This is a genomic window from Streptomyces sp. NPDC034085 (assembly GCF_055575555.1).
In genome coordinates, this window is the sequence record NZ_JBVISL010000004.1 from 498,294 (window position 1) to 510,880 (window position 12,587).

Below are 12,587 nucleotides of genomic sequence, written 5' to 3' on the forward strand. Positions count from 1 at the left end.
CCTTCCGGCCACCGCCGGTGAGCGGTGGGACGAGCCCCGCCGCGCGGTGTCCGGCCACCCCCCGCGGCAGCGTGTCCGGAAGCAGCCGCGGGGACACGGCCGTCCGGTCGGCGCGGCGCGGGTGCGGCATCGAGCACGGCCGGAAGTCCCCGGCAGCGCACCCTTCCCCCGCCGCCCGGGGTGCTGCCGGACGGTTCTTCCGGCGTCCGCCCGGCCCTGCTCGCCGTCGCGAACCCGTCACACCCCTACCGCTGCGCGGCGTAGCAGCGTACGGTCACCAGCCGGTCCGGACCCCACCGCTGCTCGACGGTCGCCAGCAGGCTCCAGCCGAGGCGCTCGTACAGCGCGGCGGCCGCCGCGTCGGAGGCCACCACGTCGAGCACCGGATGCAGCCCGAGCTCCCGCGCTTCCCGCACGGCCCGCGCCATCAGCAGGGCGCCGATCCCGTGCCCGCGCGCGCCGGGCGCGACGAACAGCCGGCTGACGACGGCCACGCGCTCCACGGGCACGCCCGTCCGCCGGCTCCACAACCCCGGCGCCGAGTCGCCGGGTCCGCTGCGGCACAGGCCGACATGGCCGGCCACCGCGCCGTCCCGCTCCGCGACCCAGCCGCCGAGCAGGGCGGGCGGCGACAGCCATTCCCGCGGCCGCTCGGGCCAGTCCACCGGATACCCGTCGCCGTGGTGCACCTCGGCGAGTACGCGCACGCACGCGCCGAGATCGTCGTCTTCGCGTCGCCGGATCTCCATCCGGTCATGCAACCACGGCCGGATCCGCCTCAGGACAGCCGGGTGATCCTCGCCCCGAACGAGGGCTCCCGCAGGTCGGTTCGCACCGCGACCGGCACGCTCTTCGCGCCGCTCCCCTCGCCCACGGTCAGTACGCCGACCTCCGTCCCCGCCCCGGCCCCGTGCGGCACCGGCCGGGCGCCCGCCCCCAGCGTCAGCCGCAACCGCTGCCCCGGCACCCCCGCCACGGCGAGGTCCTTCGCCGCCACGAGCGGGGTCGTGCCACCCAGCCCGTCGGACACGTGCCCCACCGGCTGCCCCTTGCGGATGACGGTGACCTGGCCGAGCGCCGAGCGGACCGCCTCGATGACCTTGCGGCTGTTCTCCTTCACCAGCGCCAGGCTGTTGGCCGCGTCGGGGTCGGGGCCGTCGACGTGCTGGTCCATCATCGTGCCGAGGATCAGCGGGGTGTCGCCCCCGACCGACTTGTACGCCGCCCACATCAGGGTGCCGCCGGCGGGGGTGCTCGACCCGGTCTTGATGCCCCTCACGCTCAGGCCGGGTGCCAGGAGCAGGTCGGCGTTGTTGTTCTTGATCGGCTCGGGCAGCCCCTCGATCGTGGCGTTGGGCATGGCCACCACCGCCCGGAACGCCTCGTCCCGCATCACCGCCTCCGCCAGCTTCAGCTGGTCGACAGCGGTGCTGACCGTACCCGCGTCCAGACCGCTGGGGTCCGTGTACGTCGTGTCCCGCATGCCGAGGTCCCGGGCCGCGGCGTTCATCTTCGCGACGAAGGCGCTCTCGTCGTCGCTGCCGGCGTCCCAGCGGGCCAGCAGGCGGGCGATGTTGTTGGCCGAGGGGATCATCAGCATCTTGAGCATGTCCTGCTGGCTGAACTTCGTCCCGGCGGTCAGCCCCTTGATCCGGGACTCGTGCTCCGAGGCGCCGTCGGCCACCGCCTTGGCGTCGACCTCGATCCGCGGGCCGGGGTCGTTCCTGCGCAGCGGATGCCCCTTGAGGACCACGTACGCCGTCATCACCTTCGCCACGCTGGCCGTCGGCACCGGCCTCTGCTCACCGAAGGTGCCGATGTCACCGGAGCCGGCCACGCGCACGGCCGCCTGCCCCTTGGCCGGCCAGGGGATGGGCGTCGAACCGTCGAGGGTGTACGAGGCCTGCGCCGCGACGAGCTGCGGGGCGGGCAGCGGGCGCAGCATCTGGACGCCCACGACGGCGGCCCCGAGCAGCAGTACGATCGGCGTCCACACCTTGACGCGGCGCGTGAGGGTGCGGCCCCGGGTCTCCGGCGGGGCAGCGGTGTTGGTCAGCTCCGCCAGCAGCTCCAGGGGCGGCTGCGGGGCGGGGCGCGTCGGAGCGCCGGCCGGCACGCGGGGGCGGGCGGTCGGTACGGCTGCCGGGCCGCTGCCCTGGGGCCGGGTCGCGTCGGTGGTCGCGGCGGGGCGGGCCGGCCGGTCCGGGGCCGGCGGCTTGGGTCCGGTTTCCTTGGCGGGCCGTGCCGGTGCCGTGTCACCCGGCACGCCAGGGTGGGCGGCCGGTGCGGCTGCCGGGCCGCTGCCCTGGGGCCGGGTCGCGTCGGTGGTCGCCAGGGGACGGTCGGCGCCGGCCGCCCGGTCCGTGACCGGCGGCTTGGGCCCGGCTACCTTGGCCGGCTGTTGCGGTGCGGCGCCGCCCGCAGCGGGCGGCGACTCCTGGTTCTCCTCGCGCTCAGGGGCGGTTGCCCCGGCTCTGCCGTCACTGTCCTTCGCCCATGACGGGCGCGGACGGGACTTCCCGGCCCCGGACGGCGCGGAGTCGCCCGGGCCGTCCGCCCGGCCGGCGGCCCGGTCGGGCAGGGCGGAGGGGGACTCGCCGCCGTCGGCGCCTGCGGCGGCGTCCGCGTCGCCGGTCTCTTGCGCCGGGGCCGTCCCGCCGGGGCTGTCCGCCGGGGACGCGCTCCCGTCGGGCTGCGCGGCGGGGGAGCCGCCGTCCGCCCGGTGCGGAGTCTCGCGTGCGGCCGCCACCCGGTCACCCTCGGCGGCGCCGTCCGCCCCGGGGGCGCGTACCCCCGCGGCGGAACCCCGGGCTGCTTCCGGCGCGGAGGCCTTGGCACCGTTGACGGCCTCGGCCCGCCCGGTGCGGCTACCGCTCTCCGACTCCGCGTCGGTCCGCTCGCCCCCGGCCGGCTCCCGCTCGGCGCGGGCGCTGCTCTCCGTCTCCGCGTCGCCGTCGGCCGGTTCCCGCTCGGCGGGGCTGCCGGTCTCCGTTTCCGCGGCCGTGTCGGCCGGTTCCGCTTCGGTGTCGGTGTCGGTGCCGGTCTGCTCGCTTCGGGCGGCCGGCTCGCGGTCGGCCGACTGCTGCTCGGCGCGGGTGCTGGTCTCCGTTCCCGTGTCGGCGTCGGCCGGTTCCCGCGCGGCGGGGCTGCCGGTCTCCGTTTCCGCGGCCGTGTCGGCCGGTTCCGCTTCGGTGTCGATGTCGGTGCCGGTCTGCTCGCTTCGGGCGGCCGGCTCGCGGTCGGCCGACTGCTGCTCGGCGCGGGTGCTGGTCTCCGTTCCCGCGTCGGCGTCGGCCGGTTCCCGCTCGGCGGGGCTACCGGTCTCCGTTTCCGGGGCGGCGTCGGCCGGGTCCTGTTCGGCGGGGGCGTCGCTCTGCTTGTTCACGGTGCGGGGACCGGAGTTCGCCCGTTCCCGCCCGGCAAGGACAAGGGTGTTGTCCGTTCCGTCGCTCGCCACCGATTCCGCCTTCATCCGTGCCCACCTTGCTGTTCGCACCCGGCTCTGCCGGCCCTCGCCGTCACGTCGACGCGGCCGACCCGGCCCGCCGATCACCTAGATGCCCCGCCCGGCCTCCGCGTTCCGTCCTCGCAGCGTTGTGACGGTTCGGTCATACTCCGCAGGCCGCCAGTACCTCAACGCGCCCCGCCGCCGGGCGCGGCCCTGGCGTGATGAGGTCCTCGCACCTCCTCGCAGAGGGGGAGGGACGTCTGCGACCGCATGCAGATCCTCGGCGACGGAGCGGCCCGGCCCCTGGGGCGACGCGCAGGTCTGCTCGCTCCCGGACCGCCGTCCGGACGGTCAACGGCCTGCCACGGCAGCCCCGCCCACTCAGGACTCGCAGGTATCCAGGGGCTGCGCCCATACCGCCGCTGCGCGGAACCAGCAGGCCTTGAGCCGAACCGGGAGCACCGCAATGCCGTTGAGAACCCGGCGCAGAGGACACCTCGCCTTGGTCCACCGGTCCGCTGATGTACTTCCCGACGCGGTGAAGCGTGGCAGTGTCTGCCCGAACGGTTCGGGCCGTGGAAGACCGTCTACGAACGCCACCGCCGATGGTCGGCCGACGGCACCTGGGAACGCTTGCTCCAGCAGGTCCAGGCCGCGGCTGACGGCATAGGCGAGATCGGCTGGGACATCCCGGTCGACTCCACCATCGTCCGCGCGCATCAACACGCGGCTGGCGCCCGCACCGCCCGAGTACGCCGCCGCACTGGCTAGCGAGCACGCCTCGTGTGCTTCGATCCGCAGTAGGAGTGCCTCCGGCCGTGAGTTGCGTGTTCGTCAGTGGGCGGACCAGAGGAAGATGCCCGATACGACAAGACCGCCACCGCCTACCTCGCCGGACTCCACGTCGCCTCCCTCCTCATCTGGTCGGCGAGGAGATCCGTAAGAAGCGGCCTCAGCTGCAGTCCCACATGAACCGGCCTTCAAGGTGGTCGGAGCTGAGGAAGAGGAAGCCACTGCCGTAACCGAAATTGAGGAAGAAGGGATCTGACTCCGCCTCGCCCCGGTCCTCGAACTGGCAGAGGAACAGCCAAGAGGAATCGATGCCGAAGACCCGGTAGTTCGGGTAAAGGGCTTCGCCCCCCAGGAAGTCCTTGGGTCGCTCCTCGTCGGGGTATTCGACCTCTGGTCCCTCGCTTCGCAGCCACCGGGACCAGGCAGCGGCCTGGTTCGCCGCCTCGTCGAGTTCCGGTGGCATCGGCGTCAGATCGGTCAGCCATTCGACGGGAACCTCCGTATCGTCCGGACCCCAACGCCACAGGGTTCGCCCCTGGGTGCTGGGGGACCCGATCGACGCGAAGGACGGTATCCGCCCGCCCGGTTGGACCAGAACGACGGCCTCGCCGTCCTCCGCTGCGTTGCCGGCCATGTCCATGCCTTCCTCGTGCAGAAACAGGTAGGCGAGGCGTACCTCGTTCCCTGGCACCCGGAACTGGCCGATGAACACGAGCGGCTCTCCCGTACGCGGATGCACCGGCCACGCCGGGCCGTCCAGCCAGACCGGCTGCCCGCCGAACTTCGACACCGGGTCCGTGACCGGCCCGGGTGCAGCCCGGAAGGACATGCGCAGCCGCGGCAGGAAGGCTGCATCGTAGGGGCCCTCGGCCTGGCTCGTCGGCTCGGAGATCATGCTGCCGACGCTACGGCACCCCATCGACAGGAGCCCAGCTCGGGCCGTCCTCTTGTCTCCTGCCTGACCTGCAAGATCCGGAAGAGACGGCCTAGGTGACCCAGCAGTAGACGCTCTGGTCCTGGCGTCGGGCGCTACCGGCGAGAGCAGCCAGATCGACCACGATGTCGTCGGTGATCTCGGTGTCGACGGCCTCGCCGTCCTCCGCACGCAGTAGAGCCCACGAGGCAGCGACGTCACGCAGTTTGGAGTGCCCTGCGTCCGCGAGTGCAGTGGTCAGGCGAGGCGAAATCGCGAAGACGACGCACCCGTCGTTGTCCTGGCCAGCGACGATGCGAGGCTCACCGGCTTCGACGAGTTCCTCGAAGCTGCCGTCGGCCAGGAGGAATTCCCACTCGACCACGGCTTCTTCGGCATCGAAGTTGCCGAAGGAGAGCGACTCGAATGCCCGTCCCGGCCCGGTCTCGAGGGCCAAGCCCGCTGACGTGTCGTCCGGCGCCACGAAGAACTTCACGATGATGCTCACCCGGGCGCCATGCCCGACTGTCCACAGCCATGATCGAGCGGACAAGTCCCAGTCGCGGGCGCGGGGTGGAAGCCGGGGCGGTCTCCTTGGCAGCAACCGACTGTGCGCCCGTGAGCGGTCCACTCCCCGCCGCCGGGCTCGACGTGCGCGGGGTTCCGTCAAACCCGGCGCCGGGCTTCGGCGCTCTAGACTGCGCGGTCATGACACAACGATGGCCCTTCATTCACCACGTCACCTTCATCGCCTCGGACCTCGAGGCGAGCACCCGCTTCTACACCGCCGCCCTCAAACCCCTCGGTGTGGTCCGGGAAGCGTCCGACGGCGGAGCGGAGTTCTGGGAAGAGGAACTGGACACCCCTTCCTTCGGCCTGTATGCGGCGGGCGACGCCACGGTGACCCGGGGTGCGCACATCGCGTTCACCGCACGCGACCGAGCCGCGGTTGACGCCTTCTATGAGGCCGCCCTGACCGCTGGTGGCACGTCCCGGCACGAGCCCCGGCTTTGGCCTGAGTACCGCGCCTATTGCGCGTTCGTCGACGACCCGGACGGCAACAACATCGAAGCCGTGCACAAGGAGCAGCAGTAGGTCAGTCGGGTGTGGCCCTCCGCTCAAGGAGAGCCACACCCGACTGGGTACGGCAATGGCTGCCTCGGCGCGGGTAAGGCCGTCGGGGGATCATGGTGCGGTGTTGGTCGAAGTAGGGGCAGTGCAGCCCGCACCGTCGGGGCCCATGCATGTCCGAGTGCACTCGGCGGTGGGTGCAGTGGTGGCGCTCTGGCAGGGAGCCCCTGAGGCCGTGGGGCGAGAACACCGGGTCGAGTGGAGCGTGGATGAGGACATTGTCTGGGCGGTGAACGCCTGGCCATGCGACTCGGGCGTGTACGAGCTGCGGGAGGACGGCGACCGCGTCGTTTTTCGTGGGCAACTGAGCCTCTTCCTGAAATCGGCAACCCGCTGCACGTTGACCACCAGCCCGAGGCTCCATGAGCTCGGGATGCCGCCCACCTTCCTAGCCTGCCGACCGCCGGGAAAGCGCGAGGTGGGGAACCTCTGGGTCTCTGCCGTCACACCGGCGAGTACGGCCGACACCTGGTCCCCCATTTCCCCCGATAGCGGCGGAACATCGCCGGTATCCCAGGAACGGGCTCGTCATAAGGCATGCGGCGGCGAAAGCGCACATCGGCGATATGCGGAAGGGTGGAATGCCGGGTGCGCCAGGCCGCCGGCCGTCGTGGATTCGGTCCCAGGGCCATGGCTGGTCAGGTAAGTCAAGACTTACCTTCAGAGGGCTTTGATCGTATGGTGTGGCTCGAATCGAAGGAGCCCCCTGTTGTCGAAAACGAATGATCCCGCTGTGCGTGCTGTTGCATTGGAGCGGGATTATGTGTCCTCCTTATACGAGTTGCTCACCGAGCGGCTTTCCGAGGCGCGAGCCCGTCGGGAAAGTGTGCTGAAGGCTCCGGCGGAAAGCGCCGGCGAGGTATACGAGAGGGACATCGCCGCCGAGCGTCTGGCCAGGGAAATCAGCCGGCTGGAGGGCGCCGAAAAGGGGCTGGTCTTCGGGCGCATCGACCGGACGGACGGCACGGCCCTGCGCATCGGGCGGATCGGACTGCACACGGAGGACGACGACCTGCCGCTGCTCGTGGACTGGCGCGCTAACGCGGCGCGGCCCTTCTACGAGGCGACACCCGTCCACCCGATGAACCTGCGGCGGCGCCGGCACCTGCGCCTCGAGGAGCGCACGGTCGTCTCGGTGAGCGACGAACTGCTGGACGGGACCGCCCCCACCGACGAGGACGTCGTCGGGGACGGCCCGTTGACCGAGGCCCTGTCGGCGCGGCGTACGGGCACGATGCACGCGGCCGTCGCGACGTTGCAGGCCGAGCAGGACGAGATCGTCCGCTCCTCCCACCGCGGGGTGACCGTCGTGCAGGGCGGGCCCGGCACCGGCAAGACGGTGGTCGCCCTGCACCGGGCGGCCTATGTCCTGTACGCGTTCCCGCGCGCCGCGGAGGAGGGTGTCCTGGTGGTCGGCCCCAACGCCCGGTTCCTCGACTACATCTCCCAGGTCCTTCCCTCGCTCGGAGAGAACGACGTCGTTCTGGCGACCTGCCGGGAACTGGCCGGAGTGTCCCCGGGCACGGCGGACCCGTTCGACACGGCGCGCCTCAAGGGCGGTTGCGACCTCGCCGACGCCTTGGCCGGTCTGCTGCGCGCCCGCCAAGCCCCCGCCGGCGACTTCACCGTGCGGGTCGGACAGGAACGGGTTCACCTGTCCGGCGAGGAGGTCGCCGCGGCACGCGACGCCGCCGTGGCGGCCGCGCCCGGGCACAACCCCGCGCGCCAGGTGTTCAGGGAGCTCTTGGTCGACGCCGTCACCGATGCGCTGCAACGGGACATGGGCGACCTCCTGGAGCAGATCGACGCCGATGCCGAAGCGATGACGGGCATCGACCTCGACCGGTTCACCGGAGTCGCCCAGCGCCGTGCCGAGGGTGCGGCCGACCCGGGTCCGGTCCACGAGCTGGACCTGGACGCCATCCGAGCCGATCTCCTCGACGACGACGGCGTCGACCGGGCGGTCGAGGCGTTGTGGCCGCGGCTGGTACCCGGTGACCTCGTGAAGGCGCTCCTGACGGACGCCGGCGCGCTCGCCGAGCGCCTTCCCCGCCTGACCGCGCAGGAGCGGTCCCTCCTGCTGCGCGGTCAGGACGCCCCGTGGACCGATGCCGACGTGCCGCTGCTCGACGAGGCGGCGAACCTGGTCGACGGCCCCCCGCAGCGGACGTACGGGCACGTCGTCGTCGACGAGGCGCAGGAACTGACCGCCATGCAGTGGCGGATGATCCTCCGTCGCTGCCCCGCAAGGGCGATGACGCTGGTGGGCGACTTCGCCCAGGCGGGCCCCGTCGCGACGGCACGCGACTGGAAGGAGGCGCTGAGCCCGCACGTCGGACCGCGGTTCAGACTGCACGACCTGACCGTCAGCTACCGCACCACGCAGGAGATCCTGGAGAGCGTCCGGGAGCTGCTCGCGCGGATCGCTCCCGACCAGAAGCCCACCCGGTCGCTGCGGAGCGGGGAGAGCCCCCGCACCCTGACCACACCTGCGGACGGGTTGGTCGCCGCCGTCGTGCGGGAACTCCGCGCCCAGAGCACCGCACACCCGGGCGAACTCCTGGGCGTGGTCTGCGCGGACACCAGGGTGAGCGAGCTGACGGCCCGGGGCATCGGTCGGCACGCCCGCATCGTGCCGGCGTCCGAAGCGCGCGGCCTGGAATTCGACGCGGTCGTCGTTGTGAACCCCGAGGAAATCATCGCGGCCCGCCCCGGCGGGGAAAGGGACCTGTACGTAGCCCTGACCCGGGCCACCAAGCGCCTCTGCACCATCACCGCCCAGCCCGCCTGACGGCTCGGCGCCCGCGTCGTTGCCGCGGGCGCACCCGCCGCCGTACGGGCACCGGCCCGCGCGCACAGGGCCGCTCGCCACCCCGCCGCTGATGGCGCGCCTCGTAGTCGCGTGCGCAAAAGTGCTCGGTACCGGACTACTTCAAGCAGCTTCCTTCAAATGACCGGCCTCCGTCCGCTATCTTGCCCGGTGCATGCCAAGGCGGTGTGTCCGCGATCCGGACCGCACGAGGAGCTGCCCATGAGCGCGATGAGACTGTCCCCGAGGCGCCACCGGCACGACCCCCCACCCGAGCACCGCCGCCGCGGCCGCCCCGGCCGCCACCGGACCCGCCTCGCGGCCCTGCTCGCCGCCGCGCTCGCGGCCGCCGGCCTCGCCGCGGCGGGCCCCGCCACCGCCCGCGCCGCCGCCGGGCCCGCCGCCGCCGGACCGGCCGCCACCGCCGGGAGCGTCACCGGTCTGTTCCAGTCGGGCGGCACCTTCACCGTCAGCACCTCCAGCGGCGCCAAGGCCCGCGTCGTCGTCGCCCGCGCCGACATCTTCCGCCTCTGGCTCTCTCCCGACGGGTCCTTCACCGACGACCCCGCCGGATCCGCCCTCGCCGCCACCACCGACTTCGGCCCGGTCAACGCCGGCTACACCGACGCCGGCGGCTACTTCCGCATCACCACCGGGGCCCTCTCCATCCGGGTCAACAAGTCGCCCCTGCAGTTCTCCGTCTACCGCGCCGACGACACCACCCCCGTCTGGCAGGAGGCGCAGCCCACCAGCTGGGGCGGCGGCAAGACCACCCAGTACCTGGCGCGCGGCGCCGACGAGCAGTTCTACGGCACCGGCCTGCGCCTCGGCGAATGGGCGCTGCGCGGCAAGACCGTCCCCGTGGCCGTCGACAACAAGTGGCGCGAGAACGACAACGCCAGCCCCGCTCCCTTCTACATGTCCACCAACGACTACGGCGTCATGCGCAACACCTGGGCCCCGGGCTCCTACGCCTTCACCGCCCCCACCGCCCTCACCCACGACGAGACCCGCTTCGACGCCTGGTACTTCACGGGCGACTCCCTCAAATCCGTCCTCGACGCCTACACGGACGTCAGCGGCAAACCCTTCATGGCGCCGATGTGGGGCTTCGAACTCGGCAACGCCGACTGCTTCAACGCCTCCAACCCCGACTACCAGGGCGACCACGACCGCCCGCGCCACCAGACCACCCCCGACGTGGCCGGCTACGCCGCCGACGCCCGCGCCGCCGACATGCCCTCGGGCTGGTTCCTGCCCAACGACGGCTACGGCTGCGGCTACACCGCACCCCTGAAGTCGACGGTCGACGCCCTCAAGGCCAAGGGCTTCCAGACGGGCCTGTGGACCTCCACCGGCCTCACCGACATCGCCGCCGAAGTGGGCACCGCCGGGACCCGCGCGGTGAAGACCGACGTGGCCTGGATCGGCAGGGGCTACAAGTACGCCTTCAACGGGGTCCAGCAGGCCGTCGACGGCATCGAGAAGAACTCCGACGCCCGCCGCTTCGTGTGGACCGTCGACGGCTGGGCCGGCACCCAGCGCAACGCCGTCGTCTGGACCGGTGACACCTACGGCACCTGGGACGACATGCGCTGGCACGTCCCCGCCATCGCCGGCGCGGGCCTCTCGGGCCTCAACTACGCTTCCGGGGACGTCGACGGCATCTTCGGCGGCAGCCCGAAGACGTACGCCCGCGACCTCCAGTGGAAGGCCTTCACCCCCGCCTTCATGACGATGTCCGGCTGGGGCGCCGTCAACCCGTCGGCCGGCTACCAGGACAAGCAGCCCTGGCGCTTCGCCGAGCCCTACCTCTCCGTCAACCGCAAGTACCTCCAGCTCAAGATGCGGCTGATGCCCTACCTGTACACGATGAGCCGCACCGCCCACGAGAGCGGCGTCCCCAGCACCCGTGCGATGGTCCTGGAATACCCCGACGACCCGGTGGCCCGCGGGAACCTCACCAGCGGCCAGTTCATGGCCGGGGACTCCTTCCTCGTCGCGCCGGTCGTCTCCGACACCTCCGTCCGCGACGGCATCTACCTGCCCGCCGGTACCTGGACGGACTACTGGACCGGGAAGACGTACGCCGGCCCGGGCTGGCTGAACGGCTACCGGGCGCCCCTCGACACCCTGCCGCTTTTCGTCAAGGGCGGGGCGATCGTGCCGATGTGGCCGCAGATGAACCACTCCGGTGAGAAGCCGCTCTCCACCCTCACGTACGACATCCACCCGCGCGGCACCTCCGCCTTCAGCCTGTACGAGGACGACGGCCGCACCCGCGCGTACCAGACCGGGGCCTACGCCCGCCAGCGCGTCGACGTCACCGCCCCGGCCGCCGGCTCCGGTACGGTCACCGTCTCCGTCGGCGCCCCCACCGGCAGCTACGCCGGCCAACCCGCGTCACGCGCGTACGAGTTCACCCTCCACGTGGCGTCCGCCCCCACCACCCTCACGGTGGACGGCGCCGCGCTGCCCCGCCTGGCCGACAAGAGCGCGTACGACTCCGCCGCCACCGGATGGTTCCACGACCCGGCCGACCGCGCCGGCGTCCTGTGGGTCAAGACCGGTACGAAGACGGGCGCGTTCCGCGTCACCGCCGCCGGCACCTCCGTCCCGGCGGCCGACCCCGTCCCCGTCACCTCCCCGCCCGTGCCGCAGGCGGCCTGGACCCTGGTCTCCGCCGACAGCGAGGAGACCGCCGCCGAGAACGGCGCGGCACGCAACGCCTTCGACGGCGACCCCGCCACGCTGTGGCACACCGCCTGGTCCTCCGGCAAGCCGGCGGCCCTCCCGCACGAGATCCGCATCGACCTCGGCGCCCGTTACACCGTCGACGGCCTCGGCTACCTGCCCCGCCAGGACGGCGGGGCCAACGGCCGGATCGGCGACTACGAGGTCTACGTCTCCGACACCACCAGCGACTGGGGCACCCCGGCCGCCACCGGCACCTTCGCCGACACCCCGGCGGCCAAGAGCGTCGCCCTCGCCCCCAGGACGGGCCGCTACCTGAGACTGCGGGCCCTGACCGAAGCCGGCGGCCGCGGCCCCTGGACCAGCGCCGCCGAACTCACCCTCACCGGCCGCCCGACGCCGCTCCCCGCCGACGCCACCCTCGTCAACGCGGCCTCCGTGCGCTGCCTGGACCTCCCGCACAGCGCCACCGCCCCGGGCACGGCCCCCACCCTCTATTCCTGCCACGGCGGCCCGAACCAGCGCTGGACCCTGCGCGGCGACGGCCGCCTCACCGGCCTGAACGGGGTCTGCCTCGACGCCGGCGACCCGGCGAAGGTCACCGTCCAGGCCTGCGCCGGCGGCCCGGGCCAGACCTGGCAGCCCGGCCCGGACGGCAGCCTGCGCAGCGCCGGGCAGTGCCTCACCCCCGCGGGCTCCGGCACCGCCGACGGCACCGGGCTCACCAGAGCCGCCTGCGCCGGAAGCGCCGCCCAGCGCTGGACGTTCACCCCCTGACCCCCCCAGGGTCCGGCCCGGCC

At 72.6% G+C, this 12,587-nt stretch carries 7 protein-coding genes and 1 pseudogene; 4 read left to right on the forward strand and 4 right to left on the reverse strand.

Annotation, left to right across the window (positions count from 1 at the left end):
* Window positions 1-245: 245 nt before the first annotated feature.
* Together ACZ501_RS17045 and ACZ501_RS17050 are read right to left on the reverse strand one after the other, a co-directional pair.
* Complete coding sequence (locus ACZ501_RS17045; protein ID WP_468796219.1) at window positions 246-749, reverse strand: GNAT family N-acetyltransferase; 504 nt, start codon at window positions 747-749, stop codon at window positions 246-248.
* A gap of 29 nt (window positions 750-778) precedes the next feature.
* Entirely contained in the window at window positions 779-3,472 is a 2,694-nt protein-coding gene (locus ACZ501_RS17050; protein WP_468796221.1) for a D-alanyl-D-alanine carboxypeptidase family protein, read from the reverse strand.
* 507 nt (window positions 3,473-3,979) lie between these two features.
* Between ACZ501_RS17050 and ACZ501_RS17055 the strand changes: the two are divergent.
* Window positions 3,980-4,189 (forward strand): annotated as a pseudogene (locus ACZ501_RS17055) (transposase); the annotation flags it as partial.
* 211 nt (window positions 4,190-4,400) lie between these two features.
* Here ACZ501_RS17055 and ACZ501_RS17060 read toward each other — a convergent pair.
* Window positions 4,401-5,135 (reverse strand): hypothetical protein, encoded by a 735-nt coding sequence (locus ACZ501_RS17060; RefSeq protein WP_468796223.1) that lies wholly within the window; start codon window positions 5,133-5,135, stop codon window positions 4,401-4,403.
* Between the two features lie 91 nt (window positions 5,136-5,226).
* A complete protein-coding gene (locus tag ACZ501_RS17065) occupies window positions 5,227-5,661 on the reverse strand; it encodes a hypothetical protein (RefSeq protein ID WP_468796225.1) in 435 nt (144 codons plus the stop codon).
* A 110-nt stretch (window positions 5,662-5,771) separates the two neighbouring features.
* Between ACZ501_RS17065 and ACZ501_RS17070 the strand changes: the two genes are divergently transcribed.
* The 3 genes from ACZ501_RS17070 to ACZ501_RS17080 all read left to right on the forward strand — a co-directional run bounded on the left by ACZ501_RS17070 (window position 5,772) and on the right by ACZ501_RS17080 (window position 12,564).
* Window positions 5,772-6,248: a VOC family protein gene (locus ACZ501_RS17070; protein WP_468796227.1), complete on the forward strand. Its 477-nt coding sequence runs from the start codon at window positions 5,772-5,774 to the stop codon at window positions 6,246-6,248.
* A 799-nt stretch (window positions 6,249-7,047) separates the two neighbouring features.
* Complete coding sequence (locus ACZ501_RS17075) at window positions 7,048-9,075, forward strand: HelD family protein (RefSeq protein ID WP_468796229.1); 2,028 nt, start codon at window positions 7,048-7,050, stop codon at window positions 9,073-9,075.
* Between the two features lie 240 nt (window positions 9,076-9,315).
* Window positions 9,316-12,564: a TIM-barrel domain-containing protein gene (locus tag ACZ501_RS17080; protein ID WP_468796231.1), complete on the forward strand. Its 3,249-nt coding sequence runs from the start codon at window positions 9,316-9,318 to the stop codon at window positions 12,562-12,564.
* The last annotated feature ends 23 nt before the right edge of the window (window positions 12,565-12,587 follow it).